The following is a 24,386-nucleotide window of genomic DNA, read 5'->3' as shown; positions in this document are numbered from 1 at the left end:
AAATCTAAACAGATCTGCAGCGACTATCCTTACGATTCATTTTGTTTCATTGTTGTCTACGGGTTGAATCGTACCTACAAATATCCATCCTGGTTCCCAACCACGGTCTTTGTGAAGTTGATCTTTAACCGCTTGCTTCACATAAGCCTTATGGCTCACTTGAACGACAATACTTCCTGTTCTAGTATTCTTATCTCGGCCATGGTATGTGTAATTGGCTTTGAAAGCCATATCCTTTACGGGGATTTCCCCAACACTACTTATCGTCGTGCCATCATCTGATAATCGTAAATCAAGAACCTTCTCGAATACCGATTGAGCAACTTTAATCTGGTGATTGAGGAACTCCTTATCTGAAGGGTCTTCAAGCTCTCCTCGTAATTTTAGTAAGAAATGCTGAACACTTTGCATGATCAATGCAGACTCTTCATTTGATAAATTTTCTTGCATATCACGCACGCTCCTTAGCGTCTAGTAACAGAACTGTTTGGAATCACCTACTGAATATTATTCTGTACTTCCTTTAGTAATTCCTCTAATACCTGTCCGTTTTCCTGCAAGAATTCTCCTATTAGCGGTGAGTCCAATGCCAGATCAAGGCTTGTTTTTCTACTTTCTTCACAAAATCATCTTTTCCGTCCCCATAACTCTCGATATCATTTGGATATTTCTTCGCCAATTCATCCTTTAATTCACCGTATTCCTTCGCTATTTCAGGATGATGGCACAGATAATCTCTGAAGGCGAGATGGCGCTCAATTTCCTGGATATGATCATACTGGAAAGCATGAATGTGATGCGTCCGGTTGTCTCCCCCTTTACGGAAATATCTTCTGCCACGAATACCGAACTCTCCCATGACTTCATACCCAAGATGCTCAAATTGGACGGAATATTGGTCCAAAGCGTTGATATCACGAACTACAAGCAAGATATCAATAATAGGCTTCGCCTTCAAACCGGGAACCGAGGTACTACCAACGTGAAAGCTATTCACTAATTCACTATGAAGAATATTTTGAATATCACGCTCTTCCTTTAAATACGCTTCTTTCCACTCAGGATGATGCTCCACAACCGTAATTTTCATAGTCTCACCTCATTTGTATTTGATATTTTCACGTTGCAGTCTGTTGAGGACATTACATCTTTCTAGTCGGACTTCAGTTCATGGAGTCGGGAGAAACCACATCCCACTTTCCATACAGCGTCAACCCCGCCGCTTTAGCCAGTGATACAGAAGCCAGATTATCGAGTTGGCAGCGGTACTGGGGTTCGTACCCCTGACCGTAGGCATATTTGCTTATTGAACGCACTACTTTGCGGGCGTGGCCTTTTCCTCTAAAGGATGTCAGAGTCAGTACGCCGAGGTCGGCAATTCTCGAATTCTCCCAAGGATACATACTGGCGGCGCTGACTAGGCGATTCTGCTCAAAAGAACCGAACACCGCCCAGTGATCCAATTCTACATAAGCATCGTCCAAGTCTTGCTCCGAGGCGGAGGATTGGAAATTAGAGAAAACTGCATGATCATGCCCTGTTAACCGGCGTAATTCACCTTCCAGGTTTTCTTGCAGCACTACATTCTTATCGGCTTCCGAGAAATAAAATAAATAATCCGCGCCATGAAGGGAGACTCCAGCTTCATTTAATTTCTGGCGAAAAGTCTCTTCAGACAGGCCTTGTTTTTTATGGAGGGCTGTTTTTTCAGCTAGCGCCGGTGTCAGGACCACCATAACCCTGCCGTCGATGGTTTCAAGCACCATGATCCGGCGGTCCTCGTCCAGGTCCGGATTGATAGCGATAGTAAAGACTTCATCGCTATATAGAACGTCTCCATTCAAAAATTCCGTCTGCCAAAAATCAGTTATCGTTGGCGAGAATATAGGCATCCCTGTTTTTCGACTTGGTACATTCGCCACTATGTTCACTTCCTTATAATTTGGCCCATCTGCAGTGAAGGGCAACAGATTTGAACTTTTATCTTATCAAAGTAATGAAAGGTTAACCTGTGAATGTTCTACTATAATCGAATTTTACTCACTCTAGTTATTATTGAACTGTAGCCTTATTAGTTGCCCTGATCCGTCAGTTTTGCCGCCTTCTTGAGGCTCTCATAGCTGACCGCACCTAAATACTGCTCTCGGATGTTGCCAGAAGGATCGACGATATAAGTAGTCGGATACGCGGTTACATTATATTCTTTCAACACATCTCCACTCTTGTCCAACACGATAGGGAAGCTTAGCCCTTCTTTATCCACGTAATTCCCCACAATATCACTGCTTCTCTCCTGGCTTGTTGCATTAATGGAAAGAACAACAACGTCCTCGTTCTGTTGTTCGCGATAAAACTTCTCCATGTGAGGCATTTCAGCCTGACAAACACGACACCAAGTTGCCCAGAAATTCATTACGACGGTTTTGCCGCGATAGTCGGATAACCGAATCGTGTTTCCATCCAAATCAGTTAGTTCAAAATCAGGAGCAGCTTGATCCATTCGAACGCTATTGCCACCCGTCGAGTTGAGAACGGTATACCCTAGCATCACAATGATAAGTGCGATTCCGAGCGACCGGGAAGCAATTTTGGGCGATGGGCTCAGTAGGAAAGCAAGTATAGTAACCGCCACCGCAAGTCCCACATATTCGACAATGCCGACCGCATCATCAAATACAATGAAACCGAAGAACGCAGCGGCTGCCATTCCGGCTCCCCAGGTTACCGCAACCGTAATCGCTTCCCGACCTCCAGCCCGGCGATAGTTTCGTAGAAATAGATAAGCTAGCGCAGCAATGGACGCAAGTAAAACACCTCTCAGCCCTCCGCTAAAGAAGACTAGAGAAAGCGGGTGCTTGATGACCCCTTTGAGGTCGAACAGAAATAAGCTTAGCTTCCAAGCGATTAACCATATAAAGACCGCATTCCAAGCCTCTGATATGCGCATTTCTTTCTGCGGGCGTCCCCGTTCCCGAAAACGGACTGCCAGAACACCAACGATGCCCGAGATCAAATAAATTAACAGTTCAATATTCAGCACAAACGTACCAAGTTGCAAATTCGGCAGTGCTATCGCCCCCTTTATACAACAATGATGGACTTCATGATTTGTAGCATCATAAACATGAGTTTTTAACCAATCGATCTATTCTTTCTTTGTAACCATATCATCATTAGAATTAGTAAAAGAGAAAGAATACTTCCAGCAAAAGAAAGAAAAGCATAGCTAGATTGAGCAACAACAATACCGGACAACGCTCCCCCAGAAGCACCTGCCAATGCAATCAGTACGTCAACAGATCCTTGAACTTTAGCTCGATTGGATGGCGAGGTTGAATCCACAATAAGTGCCGTACCACTGATTAATCCAAAGTTCCAGCCCAATCCTAATAGAGATAGCGCTACGATTAAGACGGTCAAAGAGTCACCTGGTGCCAGAGCAGCGACCACACCTGCAAGAAGCAAAGTAACACCCGAAGCGATCGCCATGATCATACGTCCAACTTTATCAACCAGAACCCCTGTAATTAGAGATGGAAGATACATGGAGCCAATATGAAAACCAATAACCAATCCTACTTCACTTAATCCGTGTCCATGATGCTTCATATGAACAGGAGTCATTGTCATGATGGCTACCATCACAATCTGAGTCAAAATCATGATTGCAGCTCCAATAATTATTCCGCGTTTTCCTACTTGTCTATCTACTCTTCCTACACCAGAAGAAGGATTAGTATGATGACTGGACAGATCAGTAATCGCATTTGCCACTAGTAATGGATCGGGACGAAGGAACAAGAGTAGAACGATTCCTGCTAAAAAATAGGCGATCGCAGCCAATATAAACGGACCTGCCAGGCGGGGAACTCCGATAGAAAATGCAAGCTGTCCTGTCACCTCTACCAAGTTCGGTCCTGCAACCGCTCCAAATGTCGTAAATACCATTGCCATACTCGCGGCAGTCGCTCGCTGCTTAGAATTAGCTAGGTCAGTACCAGCATAACGTGCTTGTAAATTTGTGGCTGAACCCGCGCCATAAATAAGAAGTGATATCATAAGTAATACAATACTGTTTAAAAGAGCAGATATTACAACTCCGATCGCTCCAAGCCCGCCTGCGAGAAAACCTAAACCAAGTCCAAGACGTCTTCCAGATTTTTGAGAAAAGCGGCCTACTAGAAAGGCGGCCACAGCAGATCCCAGAGTAAATAAAGCTGTTGGGACGCCAGTAAAATTATCTGTTCCCAACATATCTTGAGCTAATAAAGCACCCACAGTTATTCCTGCTGCAAGCCCAGCCCCACCAAAAATTTGAGAGAAAATAACCGTTGCCAGTGTTCGACGGTACAATTTTTGTTGATTTTCGGGTGAATGGATATAGCTTGTTAGATGTTCCTGTTGTTTCGTTGTATATTGTACTGACGACATATATTATTTCCTCCACAATTCATATAATTTCAACTTTCATGACACAACCGCTCCCCTATCAATGTATTTATTCCAATCCATAACGCTTTTATCCAATCTAACGGCATCGTATCCATTGGCTTTTAGCAATTCAATAGCTCTAAAGGACATCAAGCAATAAGGACCTCTGCAATAAGCGACGATCTTAGTGCTTGCTGGTAATGAAGCGAGCTGCTCAGCCAATTCTTCAAATGGGATCGAAATTGCCCCGGGTATATGGGCGGCTTCATATTCATCTTTGGGACGTACATCGAGAAGTGTAACTTCTCCTGAGTCCATCCGTTTCAGCAGTTCTTCCATAGATACTCCCTCTACATCCGCAAATTGACCGAGGAATTCATACTTAACATGTTGTACCTCAATTAATTGTTGTTCAGAGAGTCCATGCAAAGTGTCTAGAAAATTTATGACAGCTGGATCTGCCAGCTCATAATAAACAAAGTTACCTAGCTTCTTGGATACAACTAACTTAGCCTGATGCATCGTCTGTAAGTGTTGCGATACGTTAGCTACTGACATCGAAGTAAGCTTGGATATCCCTTCTACTGATTTCGATCCTTGTGTCAAGATATCTAATATTTCTAATCGTTTTGGACTAGAAAGACATTTGCCAATACGGGCAAACTCCTGATAAAGCGCATCTTTAAACTCTCTTTCATTCATATTCCAAACCCCTCATCTATTCAATTGATCTATTGAATGGTTTAATTGTAGCTAGTGTCTAAGGGTTTGTCAAAACACGATTCAAGAATCCCAATATAAAAAAAACCACTGATAATCGTGATCAGTGGTTTTAAAAAAATCATTTGAACGTATTATCCATATATTCTACGCATTCGCTTATCGGCATATTACAGCGATGCTGGCACCTTTACACCGAGAAGCTTACCCTCGGCCTGTATAATTAACATTCCGTCCGTCTTTAGTGTCTTTTCATGCAAGTCTACTCCAGTTCTTACTCTAAAGACTGGCATTGTCGTTACCATATTAATTGTTAGGAGCGTGCCATTTCGCTGCGCCCGGTACATTCCCTTGCCATACACGTCAATCTGTGAAAATGGTGCATCGCCGGACCATACGACCTCCTGTCCATTCGCCTTAATGCCCTTCAGGTCCCACGTTACTTTGTCTTGGAAGATCAGCTGTTCCTGGGTGATGTTGAGCAGCATCCAATCATCCCCATAAGGATGTTGAAATGTCTGTAGAGGAGCCGCGCCAGTCTTATATTGATCAAAATCGTATTGTGCCACTTTATCGCCTTGATCAATGTACAGCTTGTCTCCACTCATAAATACGCCCATTTGCCCATACTCATATGGAGGATCACCAGGCATTTTCCAGTTATATTCGCGGTTTCCCTTCTTCGCACCAGTCTTTAGATTAAATATATTTAACGACAACTTCCGATCAGGCTGAGACTGATATTCAAACAGCAGTGGAGAATAGTAATCAACCGAATACACAAGACCGTCTTTAATTCGAAGAGCTTCCCCTTGACCAAAATGGCTCCATATCTTCTCGCCCGTCTTTTTATCATAAGCATTCAGCTGAATGGATGTGAGCGCACCTTGTACATAAAAGGTCCTAAGCACAACACCGTCCGACTCTTCCAGATAGGCAGTTCCGTTTCCTTCAGCAAGCGGCTCATCTACTTTCCATTTCAGCTTGCCTGTCGCCATATCAAATGCGAAGGTTGTGCTCCCTTTAATCACATAAAGCGTATCTTCAGTTGGGATCAATGACTCCGTGCGTAACCGCGTATCGATCCAGGTAGATGAATCTGACTGCCATTTTACTTTCCCCGTCTTTGCGTTCAATGCGTAAGGCTTGTGATCTCCTGACAAACCATAAATGACTCCCTTAGAATAGATAACATAAGGTGTCAGATCTTTTCCATACGCCCATTGTCGTTTGCCTGTTTTCGCATCAATGGCAATCAGCTTAGACTCGGCGAATGTGAACACTTTGCCCTCTTCAGCAATAGCCTGTTTCCCAATATAGGGCTCATTCATATCAAGATAATTATCTACCTGCAGCGTCCAAACAGGTTTCAGCTCAGGAACTGTGATACGTGGATAGGAATACCAATTTTGCACCGATACATCCGCTGTTTCTGCACTTGCCCGCGTAGGTAGCACAAAGACCACCCCCTGCACAGTAAGTACCACCACTGCAATGCTTGCTATAAGATACCGGAGAAGTTGATCTTTATAACTTAATTTTCCCTTCAACACACTAACCACGCCCCCATTTGTAACTGTTTTTACCATATCAAACATTAAACGTTGATGATTTGATAATGTTTCAAATAAAAGATGTCGAAGCTAAAGGCAGCCCCATAAATGAGCAATATCGTTCGGCAGCCTTGATGATGCTCTCTTCTCTGTCTGCCAGTGGAGTAAATAAATCAAATTCGATATCTATCCCTTTATTCTTGATCGATCGTTTCCATATGCCGGCGATATGACCGTCGATGACGATCGTCGCCATAAATACTCCATTATTACCAGGGATAATGCGGGATGCAAATTCAGTTCTTAATACCGCACTTCGATCCTTATAGCCGAGCAGATACTCATCGTACCCCGGAAGCAGATAGACACTCGGTCTTTCATCCATTGATCCGGCTAGCAAAGATTCGGTCCCCCAGTACTCCTGACCCTTTATTTTTTCCGAAACCAGGCAGGGCTTTGCAGCTTCAACCCCCTGCCGGGCAGTTGAGAGCGTGATGCCTGCCCACCAAGCAAAATCCTGGACCGTAGCTGGCCCATGACCCGTAAAATAACGTTCAGCTAGTAAACCAATCGATTCTTCCATAGATAGTTCTTTGGCATCCGGCGCCCACTCATCCAGCAATACAAAAGTTTGAAGCTTCCCTTCCCTTGGCCCATGACAGATCAAACCAGATTGTGCGATATACCATAACAGGTGATACCCCCGCTGGTTTTTCGTGCTGATCCCTTCTTCCTCCAGCAATTGCATAAGTTCTGGCCGAGATTTCCGCTTGTTCCCGTACAGTACGTCATAGATTATCTGGCTGACATGTTGAATAATCCCCTGGTTAAGCTCCAATTGTTCCAGCCTTCGATTATCTTGCGCCAGGGTACGCGAAGCAGAAAGTTTCAACGTCCATTTTACATCTTCCGAAGGCACAAAATGCAGCGTACCTCGCATCGGCCAAGTCAGTATCATTTTATGATCTGCAATGCTTTGCTCAATGTCCGAAACTGTACCCGATGGCATGCGTAATCCGATTGCCCATAGAGCTTGATGATAGTCCTGTGCCTGCATAGCACCCAAATGTTTAACAACCTGTTCGGGCTTCCCTGGCTTCTCACCAGCAATAAGCTGACTAAATAAACGCCGATCAACAATATTTTGCATTGTCACAGGCCCCCAATATAAATCTATAGATATTAACAATCCGCCGTAGTTCACATGCAAAAGCTAAAGACTCTTCAAACCCTGTAAATTGACCGCTATAGGGCATCTTTTTACACACTACTCACCTGTTGTATACATAATAAGTAACTTTTGTCCCTTCGCCTAGCGCACTTTCTATATGAAGCCCCGATCCGAAATGCCGTTTTAAGCGTTGATCCGTATTGATCAGACCAACTCCCGAACTGCGATCCGCCCTTCTCTCTAATATTCGTTGTAATTGAGCTTCATTCATACCAACCCCGTCGTCTTCGACAGTAATCTTGGTATGCGACTCATAGACAGCAATCCGGATGATCAATTTGCCTCCGCGGGTACGCTTCATGATGCCATGTCTTATCGCATTTTCAACCAAAGGCTGGATCGACAGGAATGGGACCTTTAATCCCTCGCACTCATCAAGCTGCCAAATCACCTCTAGCCGTTCATCAAACCGAACCTTCTCAATGTATAGATAAGAGCGCACTAGACTGAGCTCCTCCTCAATCGGAACAAGCCCATCCATATGATGAAAACTGAACTTATGCCTTAAAAAGTGGCTGAACTGATCCAGCATATCACGCATCTTATCCAGATTAACGTCGCTTAAAGCGGCGATAGCATTCAACGCATTAAATAGGAAGTGAGGCTGAATTTGCGCTTGCAGCCATGCAGCTTCTAAGTGCAATTGCTCCTGTACACTTTGTTTTATCGTAACAAGTGCCTCAATCCGCGATCTAATCTCGATAGCTTCCACCGGCTTAGTCACATAATCATTGGCCCCAGCCAAGAAACCGTATTGAATGTCCATCGGTTGGCTTCTTGCCGTAAGGAGCAAGACAGGAAGCTCTGTAAGGGTAAACCGCTCGCGAATAATTCGTGTCAGCTCATAACCTGACATCTGCGGCATCATAATATCCGAGATGACCAGATCCCATTCCTTGGCATCCAGTACAGCCAGCGCTTCCTTGCCGCTAGTTACCATCGTCGCATCATACTCCTCGTACGGCAGAACGGCTTCAAGCACCTGCAGATTTACGGGATCATCATCCACGACAAGTATGATCGGTCGCTCGCGACTCATTTCAACGGAAGCTGTTGGGTTCGTTATCGGGGTAAGCTCCTCTTTCTCCAGACTGGCTGAGACTTGATGTAGTGCAGGCATATGTTCAGTTGCCAACTGCGCGAAAGAATTAGGGATCGCATAGATTTCATTCTCTATCTTGGCTTCATCAGACGCGAGCTGCAGCGAAAATGTAAATTTGGAACCTTGGCCGAGGATAGACGATACATTGAGCCTACCTCCATGTAGCTCAACCAGCTGCTTGCTGATACTCAAGCCTAATCCAAAACCGCCTTCAATCATCGTGTCGTTCGAGGCTGCTTGTTCATAGGGACGAAATAGACGCTTGAGCATGTCCTCATCCATACCCATCCCGGTGTCGGCAATCTCAATATATGCTCTACCGTCCTGGGCAGTTGCTTGAATTGAGACCGTTCCTTCATGGGTATATTTCACAGCATTATGTAGTAGATTGAAGACGATTTGCACAACCCGATTCTCATCCGCAATGACTGCGGGAAAATCTTCCGCAACTTGATTTACGAAATGAATGGATTTCACTTCTGCATTAAATTGCAGCATATCCATGACTCCAGTGATGACCGGTTGAAGGCGTATGGCCTTTTTCTGCAGACGTGGATTGCCTTCCCGCAAACTCATTACGTCAATTAAGTCATTTAATATCAAGCTGAGGCGTCGCCCTACTGTGAGAACTGTTTCTAGCTCTTTGATGCTTCTCTCCTGCAACAGATGACGCTCCCTCTTTAATACTGATTGTGACATGTTCAAAATACTATGCAGCGGATTTTTAAATTCATGTGATGTATTCGCCAAAAATTGATCCTTATGGTCGTTCATTCTTTGCAATGTGGCAGCAAGCTCCTTGGTATTCGCATGCATCTTGAAATAGTCCTTAAACCATACGGAAGCAAGGCATCCCATTGCAATAATCAGATCAAATGGATAATGAACATAGCTCATACCGCTATCCCGCCAGGATAACGACCAAAGGACATGATGAAGCAGTGCCAGAATAGAAGACAACAGCAGCAGATTGCTCTTGAAATCCTTGCTGACTAGCTTAAAGATAGCAGCCAACGCAACCCCTGCACCGGAAAACCCCAGCAGAAAATAAACTGGGAAGAGCATAATCACCTGTTGAGGGGCTAGAAACAACGTAACGACAGCCGTTCCTAAGATCAATACCTTATAAACAGGATATATCTTTCTCCAATATCGAAGCTTCTGATGGTTCGTACACTCCAACAAAGCATAGACACCGATCATTAATGAGACATTAGAGAGCCGAAAATCCCAGCCAGCGCCCATATAGAATAGTTGATGGAACAGCTTCTCATCATTACTTAGTACATTTGAGAGAGTAATGCATAAGGTCAGCAATGAAAAGTAAAGCAGACGCCTCTCTTTGTTCCCAAGCAAATACAACAGAATTGCATAAATCGAGTGCATCAGAAAGATAATGACTGCTAGGAACTGCATTGAAATGGAAAGCTTCATTTCTCTAGTAATAGCTGCTTCTGAACCGAATTTAATGGAGCGAATAATCCCGCTGCTTCGGCTATCCACATAGTTGGCCGCCTGAATTACCAGATCGATCACACCGTTCTCATCTGCCGCAAAAGTAGAGGAATAGGGGAGGTTCTTAGCTGTATATTTATCCTTTGTCTCCCCAATCTGCCCTGATTTGGATAGCAATCGACCATTGACGTATAACTCAGAAGCTGTGCGTACACTCGGTATACGAATACTATAGTTCATGTCCTTCGACGGATTCACATGAATGCGCAAACGATAAGAACCATAGCCATATGGAGTTGGCACCTCGGAATTCAGCACATTATTCCAGCCTCCGGGGATATCGACAAATCTAAGGGGAGTACCGTTCGGTATTCGGAGCGACTTCCCATCCATCAACCATTGTGAAGGGTAGAACTCCCACTTTCCATCAAGTAATAGGATTTTACCGTCCTCTGCATCCCAATCACGTAAATCCAACTGACCATTCTGAATGAAGATGTGAGCCCGCTGAGGAGATACCTCCATCCACAAAATACGCAGACCGGACAAAGTTACTATAAATAGTATTAGCAATATAACAACATGGTTCTTCTTCATATCGTCATTTGGCGAAGCATCTGCCAAGGACCATTCCTCTCTTAATCATGATCTGTTATTACAACACGTTAGATTACCAGAAGCCTCCGTCTGAATGAATGATTTGTCCCGTAATCCACTCCGATTCCTCACTCGCTAGAAATACGATTAGCTTCGCAGCATCTCTAGGTTCTCCGAGGCGGCCCATAGGGAATTTCGGCAATAAATGTTCCTTCAATGCATAAGACATCCATCCACTGTCCGTTGGTCCAGGATCTACAGCATTTACCGTAATTTTAAGCGGTGCTAGTTCAATAGCAACGGACTTTGTGAAGGTAGAGACAGCTCCCTTGGTCGCCACATAAGCCAAATTGCCAGGCTCTGGCGACTTGTCTTGACCTGATACCATATTTATAATTCGGCCCTCATGCTTCCCTTCGATTTGTCGCGCGAACTCTACCATTAGCAGACAAGTTCCTCTCACATTCATCGCATAATGGGCATCGAGAATATCCGCCGTAATGGAGCGAAAATCTACATCTACCGAATGGGTTGCATTATTTACAAGAATGGAGGGTGAGCCTAATCTCTTGTGAACTTCATCAAGCAGGATTTTTGGAGCATCGGGGAGCGTAAGATCTATTTTCATCGATTCGCACCTTACTCCAAGCTCGCGGATCTCCTCCATCAGTTGCTGTGACCAAACCATATCATCTGCGATAAAATAATTCATTTGGCGATCATACTTTGACCAGTGTGTGAAGAAGATATCTGCGCCCTCTTGGGCTAATTCTCTACAAATAGCCGTACCAATACCATTTACCCGGCTAGCGCCAGTAACAATGGCGATTTTGTTCATTAATCTTTTCATGATTAGCATCTCCTTGTGGAAACGCCGAACAAAGTACTATGGGAGATGGGTGCGCACCAACAAAAAAAGCGAACACCATAGATTGGTATTCGCTCGGTGCATCTATAGCACATGAATTCAGCGATCCTATAATGGTCTAATTAGAAATGGGCAATTGACCCCTTCAAAAAAAGGAATCAACAAGGCCATTCAATTATTTAACCATTAGAGGGTACCTGCCATTATAATCCATGCTCCTCTCGCACATCTCCTGATTCATATCGTATCACAATTACAAATTATAGTAAAACGTTAACTCGAATATAAAGAGCAATACGTATGTGAGAAATCCCCTGACAGTAGGTCATCCTTGCGAATGAAAAATTGCAGTTCTCCAGCGTCCCACCAGCAGAACCCCACATCTTGATCCGAGTCCAGAGCAAGGAGCAGAAGCGTATCTCGAACCTCCTGCTCTGCCTTGTGCACATCGCCTTTCAAGTGCGCAGTTATTTGCTTCATCGCATCCTGCACGGAATAATTGTACGTTGCACCAGTCAGCATTTGCAGCGCCGCTTCATATTCACAATCCCCGTGCTGGGTCGCAGGGTAACCGAACATGACGGCAAGATCATCCGAGTCCGCTTCAGTCAACTCGAAGCATAACTCCTCATATTGCTCATAATCATGCTCCTCATCCTCCAGCAGCTCGTAATCCACATAACCATAATTGGGTGGCTCAATGGAGGACCTGGCCTTCAACTTGTAACCCTTGAAATTCTCCTCTTGCGACGTCTCTTCAGGAGTCATCCGACGATAAGCTTCTTTCAGCTCCTCATCTCGCAAATACAGCACCTTATGTTCAATATTGTAGGCTGGCTCATCCACCCCCACAAAGAAATAAAGCATCCCTTCCTTTGGAAGCAGTGAAGACTCATCCTGAGCCGCTAATTCACTCAGACGCAGCTGAGCGAGGAACGTCATGGGAGTACCTTCAGAATCCAGCGGCCATTCCACGCTTGATGGCAAATCCGAGTCACCGCCAATGCGGGAGACACCTGATTCGCTATAATCCTCCATTTCCTTCTTGGACCATCGAATACCTTGGCGTACAGACTCCTGTAAATAACCTAGCGCATGTTCAAACTGGTGTTCACGGACCATTTGCTCCAGCCTGTTCTTGTTGCTCTCGCTCAACATTGCCTTCACCTTCCTTGTAATTTCGAATTTGTAATATGGTTATGTAATCTGAAATATTTAATCAAGCTTCATTGCTCGTGCTAATGAGGATGGAATTTCTTCTTTATCAACGATCACATCAATGACATATGGCTTGTTCAAAGCGAGTGCCTGTTTAAGTGCCTGCTTAAAATCGTCAAGTGTGGAACACTTTGCACTATTTGCGCCCATCGAGGCTGCATAGGCGGCCACATCCAGGGGCTGCTTGAAGATTGTACCATCCGTTCGTCCGGTAAACTGCTGCATTCCTTTCAAGGCCATATCTAATTGTCCATTATTGATAACGATAAATATAACCGGAAGCTGCTCAGCAACACAGGTATTGATCTCAGAGCCTAGCATAAATAAACAGCCGTCCCCTGTCAGACAGATGACGTTCCGTTCCCGGTTGGCGAACTTAGCGCCAATGGACATTCCTATCGCGTTAGCCATCGAGGCGAAATAAGAATCGAAGAAAAACTTCACACCAGGCTTGAGATCCAGCCAGCGAACAGCATGATAGCCATGAGCTCCATCATCGGCAAAGATCATTGTATTCTCCGGAATAATATCACTAACGGCCTGACAGACTTCAGCAACAGACAGAAATTCCAAGACGGGAAGCGGATCATGATATGGTGTAGCCGTATGTAAAGGAACTGGTTCTTCATGGGGATATAAACGTAGAATCTCCTCTAGATTGGTTCGCAAATCTCCTAACACAGGCACATATTCAGCTTGAATGATGCCGCCCATAAATTCACGTTCTATATCAAACTGAATGATCTGCTGAGGATAATGAGAACGGTCGAGACCAGCCAGGGCCGTATCACTTAATCGGGATCCCATCACCAAGAGCAGATCAACTCCTGATTCTAGCAAATCCATAGCTCTTCGATGTCCGCCTAGACCCAAAGGCCCGTAATAAAGAGGATGTGATGAATGAATGCTTCCTTTGCCACCAGGGGTTGTCACAATCGGTAGATGAAACTTCTCGGCGAACCCGGAGAGCGCCTCTTGTGCACCCGAGAGAACTACTCCCTTACCTGCAAGAATAACAGGCTTGCGAGCACTCTTCAGCCGATGAACAACGTCCGTCAGATTGGTAGCTATATAATCGATACCGCTGGATGGTAAATGAATATGTGATTCACTTACAGGTGAGATCATAACATCAAAGGGGATGCACAGGTGCACAGGTCCTTTTCTATCGGTCAACGCCTCACGTAGAGCATAAGTCAGGATCGCGGGAAAAGTATCGGCTCGTGTCACCATCGTACTAAATAAAGTGACAGGTTTCATAATTTCCACCAAATCAATACCAAATTGCGAAGAATCCTGACATTGCGGGATACCCATTTCAGCTACCGACTGATGTCCGGTAATAAAGAGCACAGGCAGGCAGTTCATTTTCGCATGCGCTGCGGCTGTAACAAGATTAGTGCCTCCCGGTCCAGACGTTGCTACGACAACCCCCAAATTGTTATTCGTAAGGGCATAGCCTCCGGCAGCGAATCCTGCCCCACTCTCGTGTCTTCCCAAAATAAATTCAATATCCTGGTTGCCAAACTCCAATACCAGAGGGGCAATCGATTTTCCTGGAATTCCAAAAGCATGTGAAATACCAAGGTTGACGAGGGTCTCAACTAAGATTTGTACAACATTTTTCACATTGAACACTCCTTTATGTTGTCACATGTTAAAGGTAAATGAATATTGAAATCCGTACCTACACCCAGTCTTGAATCGATGGTAATTTCTCCGTTGTGATTATTAATAATACGATAAGAAACAGATAACCCGAGGCCCGTTCCATTATCTTTCGTTGTAAAGAAAGGATTCTGAATTTTGGTCAGATTCTCTGGACTAATCCCGATGCCATTGTCAGAGACTGTGATTACTAGACTATTGCTCAGCTTCCGTGTCTTCAAAGTAACGATCTCCTTTGGTTCGGAAGCCTCAACGGCATTTTGCAAAATATTAATTAACACCTGCTTGATCTGAGCTGCGTCAGCAAGCAAAATCTCCCCATGGGCGGTATAGTAGTCTCGAGCAAAGCGTATATCATGAAGAGCGGCATGCCCTTCCATAAATCGAAGCACACTATCCAGAAAGGTATTGATTTCAATCGGTTTAATAATCGGAACGGATGGCTTGGACATCGTAACGAAATCGGAGACGAGATTATTTACACGCTCCAATTCTTCATGAACATAACCTAAATACCGTGTAGTTACAGGATCAAGTGGTCGTGAACGGGTAATTTGCACGAAGCCCATTATCGTAGTCAACGGATTACGTATCTCGTGCGCCAGACCCGCTGCCAGCTTGCCAATCGCTGAGAGCTTCTCACTGACAATCACCTGCTGCTCTAAATAATAGCGTTCCGTGATATCGCGAAACTGAGCATATGCGCCTTCAATATTTCCCTTCTCAAAAATAGGAATGATATCCACGAGACAAACCGTGTGTACTCCTTTGTCATTGTAATGGATCTCAAAGTCCCGCTGCGGTAGGCCATTCGTAATCGCTTCACTAAAATAAGGTCCCAGCTCAGTGATATGGAGAGAAGACCGTCCTATCGCAATGAAATCCGGGATCATATTATGCGCGACCTTGTTATAATCAACAATAAATCCCTTACGATCCACCAAGAGAATTCCTGTATCCAGATTATTGACCATCAAGTGGTGCAAATCTAATTGACGTTGATTCGTTCTTCTCAGGATCAACTCTCGCGCCATTGATTCTACCATGTTAACTAGCATGGCAAGCGGATAATTACTAAATTCAACGACACTGGTCATAAGTGAGATTGTACCTTCCAACACTCCCTGTCCTCCATAACCGTCAGGGAAAGAAAAGGGAACACTATGACAAGCAGAATCGTGTAAAGCAAGATGGAAATGATCCGTTCCTACTGTCTGGAAAGGAATTTTCTTGTCAAGGGCGATCAGAGTGGCGCAAATCCCCACTTCTCGCTCAATTAACAAACTACCTTCTTTAATGTTTAACTGCGATAGATTTTCTTTCATGATCTGATCCCCGAAGGAATCAATAACGAGACCTTTGTCATCCGTAACGAGAAATAGTACCATCTGACCATTCAATAGCTTAATTGTGTTCTCTCCAAAAATCTCCGTAACCTCTAGGATGTCGGCATAAAGCCTCTGTTGCTGCTGTAAATGTTCTTCAGTCACCTTTGTTAATGGAGAAGGGACATCTGTTGGCTGCATGCCATTCTCAATACAACGCCGACGGATCTCAGCAAGGAGATTGTTTGTCATATGATCGCCACCTCAGGTTAGCAAATTATACTACATTCTCTACTAGTTATTCTATATACTTTATCGGTACATTAATAGGTTGACGGTATAGGTCTTACCGCCTTTCTCGAGTCTCGTAGCTCGTCGCCCCCAAGTACTGATCACGGAGGGTGTCGGAAGGATCAATAATACTAATCAATCGATCAACAATTCCCTTACGCAGCTTGAAGCCGGATAAATGGTTCATGATAGATTCGATTGTCGTTTGATCGGTAATTATCATCTATCAAATGAAAAAACACCCTCAAGGATAATTTCCATATCTTACGACATGAACACAATCTCTTGAAGATGTTCAGCTTAGTCCGTCCAATAATATTTTAATTTTGTATCATCTACATTAATATTAATGGAATTCTTCATCCTAATCAATATATTGCCGAGCTCCTTACACAATTAAGACTTAAAATTTATGGCTTCAATACCAACCTTGATGCAATCCTCTTCGTGATCATTGAAAATGCGGTAAGCATCGCTCGCTTGTTCCAATGGTGCTGTACTTGATAATCCTGTCAATAAATGAAAAAGCCGCTTTGCAGCGGCATGCTAGATCTTCTCTTCTATTCTCGGTTTATCCGGCGTACATTCCGGATCTTGCACCAAGCCCAATTGAGCCAGCTTCATTAAGTAATAACACTCTTCCCTCATCATATGATCTGGCATAAGCGGTGAAATGCGATCCAATACTTCAGCCGATAGCTCCAAGTCCTCCAGTTCTTTCAAAAAGGCCCTGAACAAATTCATCTCCATATCAACATCCGTATGAAATTTCCGGAAAGCCGGGAAATCCCGAAGTTCTGTCCTCATGTAACCTGCCATTTCAATGCTTTTCAAATAAAACTGTTGAAAATGCTTCTCAAAGGCCTGACTTCTCTCAATCAACCGCTTCTCGACAAAATCCAAATCACTGGATATGGCTGCAGCATGACCGACTGCGTCAGATAGCCACACAAAATCATGGTGCAGCGCATCGAATTGCGGGACCGGATTCCCTTCAAGCAAGCTGTTGAGAATACGCAAGTACTCCTCAAGCTCATTCACCATATGATTTAAGAAGGTTGGCGTTAGTGCAATCGCAATTTGCTTGACGAGTTGACGTTCCAGAATGTTCAGCTTGAATTGTCGCAGGTTAACGGTCAGACTATAAGCTTGCTTATTTACCGTTCCAAGCTGAACATCCGACTCTATATCACGCGCTTGATGGAGAAGTTGGTCGAAGGCTTGAATAAAGTGCTGTGCAGTTTGTATATCTGCCGTTTCTTTTGGTGACAGTGTGTTGAAAATAAATCTTGAGTGATCACCTAAAATTTGCAGCCAGAAGCGATGCTCGAAAAGTGCCGATTGGTCCAACAGATGACCTCCTTGATTCGTTCTAAAGAAGGTTTATGAAGTAACTTCAAAAATAATTACACTACTCATTCAAGTAGGTGGTCGTACGATTCTGAATCAGCTTAGCGACTTCTTCCACTGATTTCTGACCGCTAAAGAATGACTTGGATTCCTCTTCAATAATAGCTAATAATCGATTGTCCACCGTTGCAAGGCGATTCGCTGATGCAAGAAGCTGCTTGAGCTGATTAAAATGCCTTTCCTCAATTTCCCCCGTATTCTCGGCCTTGAATTTGTCGCTCATTACAAGCTCCTTCGTGCTGTCAAGCAGCTTATCATTTACAGATTTCAAGAGCGAGAAGCCGTCTCTTTCTTCTAATGACTGCGCTTCCTCCGACATTAGAAAGGCGATGAATTTCCATGCTTCGTCTTTCACTGGCGAGTTAGCTTGAATTCCGAATTGACTCGGTACGAGGAACGACGTGCCGCCCGCTTCACTTGACGAATGGGGAGTAGGCAACAATCTAGGATTTTCATAAAACCGGAAACCAAATTCAAAGAAATCTAACGGGCGGTACAAATAGTAATTTATGAACACCTGAGTGCTTGGTTTGGCCTCGTTAGCAGTTATAATCTTTTCATCATACATTCTCTTGACTTGATTCATCTGATCGATGAATTCAGGGGAATCAAAATGGGCCTTCAAGCTATCCTGGTCGATGTAATCAGCACTGTTATTTTTAACGACAAGCCGTAGAAATTCCTCAGGGGCATAGTTAGCCAAAGCAGAGCGCCCATTTTTAGTACCCTCTTTTTGCATATACCGCCAGGATATATCCTCGAGCTGCTCCCAAGTCCAATCATCCTCATCCACTTCGACCATCTTATCCAGGATGTCGCCGTCACTCATAAATGTACCGACATAGAACGAAGTAGGTACCGTATACAAACCGCCATTGATCTTCATTCCGTTTAGTATATTCATATTCAGATCGTCTTTGTTCAACGTCTGATCGCTCTCCAAGGCGTCGCTCATATTGAGAAGGAGCTTCTTATTTATGTATTGACTGACAGGTAGATAGCTCATTTCAATAATATCTGCGCCTTTGCCAGATAAGATGGCGGTATTCGTTAATTTCAGATTTTTCTCCATTCTCGCTTCATCCATCTCTTCATCGCCGCTGCTACTGAATTGAATTTGTAGATCGATATCAGGGTACTTCTGCTCGAATTTCTGTTTCACCGCCTCAAGATAATGATCACTCGTCATATAAGTACTAAGCGTCACAATGGTCTTTCCGTCTTTGGATTTTGGCTTTTCCTTACCTCCCTTATTTTTGTTGTCACTGTTCCCGCATGCTGTTGTTACTGCTAGAGCTGCACAGATTATTCCCACAAGTAATTGTTTCTTCATCTATTAATTCCTCTCTTCTATTTATTATTTCAGCCTAACGCGATTCCCGTCCTCCAATGGCTCGGTGCTCTCCAATATGATCAGATCATCCATATTAAAGTTGGTTGATACCACTTTCGTTACCTTGTCGTCCGACTCACTAGACCCAATCTTGGCTTTACGTACAATAAATTCATTTCTAATCGCACCCTTCTTCTCTTCAATCCGATATACATATTTGCCATCCCGATCTTGGTGGATCGCAGCATTAATGATCAGGAATCCCTCTTCCTCTGAAGGCTTGGTCAGCTTGATTTCTGCTTGTTCCCCTCCCTTCAGCTTCTTATCAACGACTCTCACTCGAACCATCTTTTGATTAATCGATATGGTGGATCCAACTCCTTGCGTGTCCATCCGCGGTGATGTATCAGCGATTTCATAGACTGTGCCCTCTAGGCTCTCCCCCTTTTGTCCGGATTGCATCCTTACAGTAATCGGAAATTTCTCGTGCACCCCAATCCCTATAGCGGACAAGAGCTGCTCATCAGCGAGAAATTCAAACCGGTATCCCTGGTGGGTACTTGCCATCAAGATGTCTGCTCCCCCCGTCGAGAACATCCCCTCGACAGCATTTATTTGGGTGATGACACCATCGAAAGGAGCCGTAATCTTCTTGTTATTCTCTAGATTTGCTCGTAAAGCGGCAATTTTCCGCTCCTGGACTCCGAGATCGAGTTTGCGCATCTTAATTTCGCGGCTAGTAGCTTGAACTTTCGTCTCATCTCCCTTAGTAACCGATTCAATATACTGATCCTGTATATTTTGCATATCAATGTTTTGCTTTGCCAATTGGGCGATTTCATCTTCTAGTTCCCGCTCGGCAGACTCGCTATCATAAGTGATGAGCGTCTGCCCCTTCTTTACGCTTGCGCCTTCTTTTACTGCAATGGCTTTGACCTTCCATCCCGTAGGATTCGAGAGCTTCGCCTCCTTAAGTGGCTGCAAAATACCGCTGCCTTCCAGTGTCTGCTCCAGACTGCCTAGAACCGCCTTCTCTGCTATCACTTTCGGCAAGGTTAATGATTGCAACGTATTGCTGTATAAAGTGAAAAATAGCAATATTCCGATAAATAGTATAAATGTGATCTGAATCATTCGTTTTCGTTTACGTTGGTCCAATTCCTCCGATAACTCCTTTCCTCCACTTCCTCCCAACTGTCGCTGCTAACCTTTGATGCCGGACAACTGAATGCCTTCGATAAAATAAGATTCTGCATAGAGAAACAACAGCACCATCGGTGTCATATAGAGCACAGAAGCAGCAAAAGCAATACCCAGATCATCTTGATTAATGCGCGATAAGAAAACCGATAATGGCTGCTTAAAAGGATCATCAAGGAAAACCAATGGCTGCTCCACCATGTTCCAGTAGTCTACAAATAATAGAACAATCAGTGCCGCGATTCCGGGCTGGATCATCGGGATAATGATCGTGAAGAATATTCTCACATGCCCCGCACCATCCATTTTCGCAGCTTCAATATAGGCATAGGGAATGCTTATCGTAAACTGCCTAAGCATGAATACCCCGAATGCCGCAAAGATTCCAGGAAATATAATCGCACCTGCTGTGTTAAGCAGTCCCAGGCGGTCCGCCATGATATAGTTAGGCACAAGTGTCACCTGAAACGGCATCAGCATTGTCATCACGTACACGAGGAACAACTTGTCTCGTCCGCGAAAATTCAGCTTGGAGAACGCATAAGCCGCAAAGGCGGCGATTAGCGTCTGCCCAGCAATTATCGGCACTACCATAAACACTGAATTCCAGAACATCATCAGAAATCTCGGGCTTTCCACAAAAATTTTGTAATACTGCTCGAAGGATACTAAATCTGGAAGCAGCTTCATATTCACAAAATGGTTGGAGTCCATTTTTCCAATCAAGCCATAATTAATCCCGATTTCTCTTACCGTCATCAAAGAATTTGAAGAAATAATTATGATCGGAAACAGGAGAGCTAACGCAATGACCGCCATGAAGAGGGTTAACGCCGCTTTTTTCCATATCTTAGTTTTGTACACACCGTTTACCTCCCGCTACTCCATAAACTGCCTAAACCTTCGTTCTAGTACGAATAAGCCGATGACGATGATTAATATGCAGCCAACCATCATAGTTGCAGCAGCAGTTATCTTCTGGATATCGAGCGACAGGAATGTATTGTTCATGTAATGCTGAAGCATATAAATACTGTCATGCGGATAATCCCCTGCCATCAAGTAAGTCTCCCGGAACACTTTGAACGAATTAATTATTGACATGATAATGACGAAGAACATTGTTGACGTTAAGTAGACGAGCGTAATGTCTGTGAACTGCCGAAGGCGTCCTGCTCCTTCCAGATCTGCCGTCTCGTAATAGTCTTTAGGTATTTGCTGCAATCCGGCCAAGAATAAGATGATGTTATAGCCTACGTTCTTCCATAAGTAGAGGATAATCACAACATTACGTGCTGCGTCCGTCTTCATCCAATCCACCCGTGCAATACCGAAATAGCTAAGCCACGCGTTAAGTGATCCATTCCAGTCAAAGAGGATCTGCCAGATTACAACAATCGAAGCGACGGGCACAACAAGTGGAAGCACATAAGCCGTTCGAAGCATATTCCTTATGTAAATACTCTGATTAAGCAACATAGCTAACCCTAGCGAAATGGCAATAATCAGCGGCACGGTCACAATGGTGAACAAGAATGTATTCGATGCAGCTTTACGAAATGAATCGCTTGCCAGTAGCGCATTGTAGTTCTCCAATCCAACAAATTGACCATCGACAGTACTATCCATAAATGAGTATCCAACTCCGGTAGCAAATGGTACCAAATAGAACATGGCGAAACCAATTAAGCTTGGAGCCAGGAACATCACGGCTACTGTTGCATCACTGTGACGCCATTTCATAACATTTAACTTTGATATGTAAGCATGACTAAAACCCCATCTCTTCTTCAGTTGCTCTCACCTCCTCTCAACGGGAGTATAGGAGAAACATTTAAAGAAAAAATGGGGTAAATTCTAAATTTTTTATAAAATTGCTACTGCCGATCTCTTCAAAATGCGGAATATACTTGCTCCACATCCAACCGCCTGTGAAGGTGGTCTGTCTTACAGCTGACGCAGCCCCGTTCTCCATGTAGGATATAGCGGTTCCCAGCCATATACGATCCTCGCTTTATCGTTCGATGCGCCGCGTTCCCATCCCTGTCTCCCTTCCTGATATTCCGGAGCAGGCGCTTGCAGGGCTTTCGCGTAGATCGGTAGCCAGTCGATTCCCGCAGCAGGCTCATCATCTACGATATTGATGGGACCCGATGGCCAATTTAGAGCCAATAATGCCGCATGGGCCGCATCCTCGACATGTAGGAATGACATAACTGCATCGGTGGCTAGGAGTTGATGATTCTGCACTTGCTTCGCCATTTCACCATCAATGTCGTACCATGTCCCCGGGCCATAGAACATCCCGTAACGCAAAATGACATGCTCCGAGATTTCAGCCACTGCCTGCTCCAAAGCGACGATACCATCGATGCTTGTCTTTCGCGGTAAGGGAGCGTCCATATCGAGTGAATCTTCTTCACTAGCTGGCTGATCACCTGGTTCATAGGCCCAGGCAATACTCTGTGCGATCATCCGCTTCACACCTGCAGCCTGAGCAGCATCCACCAAATTACGGGTCCCCTCGATCCTAATTCTGGCGTTATCCTGGAAGTTCCGATCACTTAATGAAGTGAGTTGATGAATCACAACATCTGGTCGGATGTCCTTCATAGCAGAAAACACGGCTTCACGATCAAAAATATCAAGAACGAGATCTTCAGCTCCTAAACTACGGATCAGCTCCGTCCGTTCCGAATTGCGCGTCATTCCAACAACTTGATGTCCTGCTTTCACTAATTTGGGGAGCAGCAAGCGGCCGATCACCCCCGCTGCACCTGCTACGAATATCTTCATATTACAGTGCCTCCGTACCTTCATTTTAGAATTGGTAATTTCTATGTTAACATGCCAGCCTAGTATCCATAAATACCTCTTCTAATCAATATTGAACATACCATTTTAAATAAAGCAGGCTTCTCCTAGAAGTAAGTCTTCTTCAACAAGAGATCTGGAGTTATGTACAGCTGATTCATTTTTGAGACCTGTTTCTAAACCAATCCATCGTTTCTGCAATCGCCAGCTTATGCGGTGTTGTATCCCTACCAAATGCTTGTTCATAATTACTCGTGTTAACAATGAACGGTTTCTCGAATAAATAGAGGGTTTCTTTAATCTCTCTCATGTTGGCGTTGAACAAGCCCATCAGATATACAAAGAATTTTGGTGCGATGCGGAATTTAGTCCGCTTGCCTGCCGCTTCATAGACCATATTGACGATTTGTCTCGTCGTTATTGTAGCTGCACCCGGAATATGCCAAACCTGACCTAATGCTTCTTCGCGCTCTCCAAGCGTAACCAAGCCTTTCGCAAAATCACGGATATAAAGATACGTATGAGGAATATCGATATTTCCGAGCACCTCAGCGGCCCTGCCATCTAACGCAGCTTGGAAGATTCGTTCGCCCAACGACGATTCCAGAACGCCTGGACCATAGAAATCAGCGCCACGGCCTATCGCAGCCCGTACTTTTCCGCTATGATGCGCTTCTAGCAGCATATCAGCCATTTGAGCGCGTGTCCTGCCTTTGTGCCCGATCGCACCATTCGGCAAATCTTCAGTAAGAACCTGGTGCTTGCTTCCATACATATACAGATTATCGCCATAGACGACTTTAGCCTTTTCCTTTGCTGCTGCATCAATGATGCCTTTCATTATTGGCGGGAACTTCTCCGGCCATTCTGTATAAGCAGCCTTGGCGCAATGATATATAACCGAAGCGCCTTTGCAGGCTTGCCCGATGCTTTCACGATCTGCGGCATCCCCTTGAATGACCTGTATCCCTGAAGGTACACTCGCCCGACCGCTTCGGTTCACCATCCGTACGCTTTTCCCCTTACGAAGAAGTTCCTCCATCACCGCTATTCCTAGTGGTCCTGTTCCGACCACAACATGCAGCTCATCAATCCCTGTAGCCATATAAATCTCCTTCCCGAATTGAGATCATCATTCTATAAGGTAAATTATAATCCATAAGTTAACTT

Annotated in this window: 21 protein-coding genes; all 21 read right to left on the bottom strand. The window is 44.4% G+C overall.

Features of this window, described 5'->3' with window-relative positions:
- Positions 1 to 36: 36 nt before the first annotated feature.
- The 21 genes from EI981_RS12655 to EI981_RS12560 all read right to left on the bottom strand — a co-directional run bounded on the left by EI981_RS12655 (position 37) and on the right by EI981_RS12560 (position 24,321).
- The gene (locus EI981_RS12655) at positions 37 to 450 is read right to left on the bottom strand and encodes a hypothetical protein (protein WP_126998636.1); all 414 of its coding nucleotides are present in this window, start codon (positions 448 to 450) and stop codon (positions 37 to 39) included.
- A 121-nt stretch (positions 451 to 571) separates the two neighbouring features.
- Complete coding sequence (locus EI981_RS12650; protein ID WP_126998634.1) at positions 572 to 1,090, bottom strand: GrpB family protein; 519 nt, start codon at positions 1,088 to 1,090, stop codon at positions 572 to 574.
- Between the two features lie 73 nt (positions 1,091 to 1,163).
- Positions 1,164 to 1,922, bottom strand: a complete 759-nt coding sequence (locus tag EI981_RS12645; RefSeq protein ID WP_227011822.1) for a GNAT family N-acetyltransferase — start codon at positions 1,920 to 1,922, stop codon at positions 1,164 to 1,166.
- A gap of 149 nt (positions 1,923 to 2,071) precedes the next feature.
- On the bottom strand, positions 2,072 to 3,040 hold the full coding sequence (locus EI981_RS12640) for a redoxin domain-containing protein (protein ID WP_162616154.1): 969 nt from the start codon (positions 3,038 to 3,040) through the stop codon (positions 2,072 to 2,074).
- 92 nt (positions 3,041 to 3,132) lie between these two features.
- The gene (locus EI981_RS12635; RefSeq protein WP_126998630.1) at positions 3,133 to 4,431 is read right to left on the bottom strand and encodes an MFS transporter; all 1,299 of its coding nucleotides are present in this window, start codon (positions 4,429 to 4,431) and stop codon (positions 3,133 to 3,135) included.
- 36 nt (positions 4,432 to 4,467) lie between these two features.
- The gene (locus tag EI981_RS12630) at positions 4,468 to 5,133 is read right to left on the bottom strand and encodes an ArsR/SmtB family transcription factor (protein WP_126998628.1); all 666 of its coding nucleotides are present in this window, start codon (positions 5,131 to 5,133) and stop codon (positions 4,468 to 4,470) included.
- Positions 5,134 to 5,321: 188 nt separating this feature from the next.
- Positions 5,322 to 6,608 (bottom strand): outer membrane protein assembly factor BamB family protein, encoded by a 1,287-nt coding sequence (locus EI981_RS12625; protein WP_227011821.1) that lies wholly within the window; start codon positions 6,606 to 6,608, stop codon positions 5,322 to 5,324.
- A 166-nt stretch (positions 6,609 to 6,774) separates the two neighbouring features.
- Entirely contained in the window at positions 6,775 to 7,854 is a 1,080-nt protein-coding gene (locus tag EI981_RS12620; protein WP_126998624.1) for a winged helix DNA-binding domain-containing protein, read from the bottom strand.
- A 121-nt stretch (positions 7,855 to 7,975) separates the two neighbouring features.
- Positions 7,976 to 11,089: a hybrid sensor histidine kinase/response regulator gene (locus EI981_RS12615; protein ID WP_127004634.1), complete on the bottom strand. Its 3,114-nt coding sequence runs from the start codon at positions 11,087 to 11,089 to the stop codon at positions 7,976 to 7,978.
- A 73-nt stretch (positions 11,090 to 11,162) separates the two neighbouring features.
- A complete protein-coding gene (locus tag EI981_RS12610) occupies positions 11,163 to 11,939 on the bottom strand; it encodes an SDR family oxidoreductase (RefSeq protein ID WP_126998622.1) in 777 nt (258 codons plus the stop codon).
- A 291-nt stretch (positions 11,940 to 12,230) separates the two neighbouring features.
- Positions 12,231 to 13,115 carry a YwqG family protein gene (locus EI981_RS12605; RefSeq protein WP_126998620.1) on the bottom strand — a complete coding sequence of 295 codons (885 nt, stop codon included), beginning with the start codon at positions 13,113 to 13,115 and terminating at the stop codon, positions 12,231 to 12,233.
- A gap of 57 nt (positions 13,116 to 13,172) precedes the next feature.
- Positions 13,173 to 14,804 carry a thiamine pyrophosphate-binding protein gene (locus EI981_RS12600; RefSeq protein ID WP_126998618.1) on the bottom strand — a complete coding sequence of 544 codons (1,632 nt, stop codon included), beginning with the start codon at positions 14,802 to 14,804 and terminating at the stop codon, positions 13,173 to 13,175.
- Entirely contained in the window at positions 14,801 to 16,420 is a 1,620-nt protein-coding gene (locus EI981_RS12595; protein WP_126998616.1) for an ATP-binding protein, read from the bottom strand. Before EI981_RS12595 ends, EI981_RS12600 begins: the two co-directional genes overlap by 4 nt.
- 94 nt (positions 16,421 to 16,514) lie before the next feature.
- The gene (locus EI981_RS29000) at positions 16,515 to 16,682 is read right to left on the bottom strand and encodes a hypothetical protein (RefSeq protein WP_162616153.1); all 168 of its coding nucleotides are present in this window, start codon (positions 16,680 to 16,682) and stop codon (positions 16,515 to 16,517) included.
- A 323-nt stretch (positions 16,683 to 17,005) separates the two neighbouring features.
- Complete coding sequence (locus EI981_RS12590) at positions 17,006 to 17,809, bottom strand: DUF2935 domain-containing protein (RefSeq protein ID WP_126998614.1); 804 nt, start codon at positions 17,807 to 17,809, stop codon at positions 17,006 to 17,008.
- Between the two features lie 61 nt (positions 17,810 to 17,870).
- Positions 17,871 to 19,202, bottom strand: a complete 1,332-nt coding sequence (locus EI981_RS12585; RefSeq protein WP_126998612.1) for an ABC transporter substrate-binding protein — start codon at positions 19,200 to 19,202, stop codon at positions 17,871 to 17,873.
- A gap of 24 nt (positions 19,203 to 19,226) precedes the next feature.
- Positions 19,227 to 20,360: an efflux RND transporter periplasmic adaptor subunit gene (locus tag EI981_RS12580; RefSeq protein ID WP_227011820.1), complete on the bottom strand. Its 1,134-nt coding sequence runs from the start codon at positions 20,358 to 20,360 to the stop codon at positions 19,227 to 19,229.
- Between the two features lie 45 nt (positions 20,361 to 20,405).
- On the bottom strand, positions 20,406 to 21,266 hold the full coding sequence (locus EI981_RS12575) for a carbohydrate ABC transporter permease (protein ID WP_126998610.1): 861 nt from the start codon (positions 21,264 to 21,266) through the stop codon (positions 20,406 to 20,408).
- A gap of 15 nt (positions 21,267 to 21,281) precedes the next feature.
- Entirely contained in the window at positions 21,282 to 22,145 is an 864-nt protein-coding gene (locus tag EI981_RS12570; protein WP_126998608.1) for a carbohydrate ABC transporter permease, read from the bottom strand.
- 204 nt (positions 22,146 to 22,349) lie between these two features.
- Positions 22,350 to 23,198: an NAD-dependent epimerase/dehydratase family protein gene (locus EI981_RS12565; RefSeq protein ID WP_126998606.1), complete on the bottom strand. Its 849-nt coding sequence runs from the start codon at positions 23,196 to 23,198 to the stop codon at positions 22,350 to 22,352.
- Between the two features lie 175 nt (positions 23,199 to 23,373).
- A complete protein-coding gene (locus EI981_RS12560) occupies positions 23,374 to 24,321 on the bottom strand; it encodes an SDR family oxidoreductase (protein WP_126998604.1) in 948 nt (315 codons plus the stop codon).
- Positions 24,322 to 24,386: the final 65 nt, after the last annotated feature.

It is taken from the genome of Paenibacillus lutimineralis (assembly GCF_003991425.1).
GTDB lineage: Bacteria > Bacillota > Bacilli > Paenibacillales > Paenibacillaceae > Fontibacillus > Fontibacillus lutimineralis.
Note: the sequence above shows the minus strand (reverse complement) of the source record. Positions and strands in the feature narration are given on the sequence as shown.

Coding starts and splice junctions, on each gene's coding strand:
- EI981_RS12655 (WP_126998636.1), bottom strand. CDS start 450: ATGCAAGAAAATTTATCAAATGAAGAGTCTGCATTGATCATGCAAAGT.
- EI981_RS12650 (WP_126998634.1), bottom strand. CDS start 1,090: ATGAAAATTACGGTTGTGGAGCATCATCCTGAGTGGAAAGAAGCGTAT.
- EI981_RS12635 (WP_126998630.1), bottom strand. CDS start 4,431: ATGTCGTCAGTACAATATACAACGAAACAACAGGAACATCTAACAAGC.
- EI981_RS12630 (WP_126998628.1), bottom strand. CDS start 5,133: ATGAATGAAAGAGAGTTTAAAGATGCGCTTTATCAGGAGTTTGCCCGT.
- EI981_RS12620 (WP_126998624.1), bottom strand. CDS start 7,854: ATGCAAAATATTGTTGATCGGCGTTTATTTAGTCAGCTTATTGCTGGT.
- EI981_RS12615 (WP_127004634.1), bottom strand. CDS start 11,089: ATGAAGAAGAACCATGTTGTTATATTGCTAATACTATTTATAGTAACT.
- EI981_RS12610 (WP_126998622.1), bottom strand. CDS start 11,939: ATGAAAAGATTAATGAACAAAATCGCCATTGTTACTGGCGCTAGCCGG.
- EI981_RS12605 (WP_126998620.1), bottom strand. CDS start 13,115: ATGTTGAGCGAGAGCAACAAGAACAGGCTGGAGCAAATGGTCCGTGAA.
- EI981_RS12595 (WP_126998616.1), bottom strand. CDS start 16,420: ATGACAAACAATCTCCTTGCTGAGATCCGTCGGCGTTGTATTGAGAAT.
- EI981_RS29000 (WP_162616153.1), bottom strand. CDS start 16,682: ATGATAATTACCGATCAAACGACAATCGAATCTATCATGAACCATTTA.
- EI981_RS12585 (WP_126998612.1), bottom strand. CDS start 19,202: ATGAAGAAACAATTACTTGTGGGAATAATCTGTGCAGCTCTAGCAGTA.
- EI981_RS12570 (WP_126998608.1), bottom strand. CDS start 22,145: ATGAAATGGCGTCACAGTGATGCAACAGTAGCCGTGATGTTCCTGGCT.
- EI981_RS12565 (WP_126998606.1), bottom strand. CDS start 23,198: ATGAAGATATTCGTAGCAGGTGCAGCGGGGGTGATCGGCCGCTTGCTG.
- EI981_RS12560 (WP_126998604.1), bottom strand. CDS start 24,321: ATGGCTACAGGGATTGATGAGCTGCATGTTGTGGTCGGAACAGGACCA.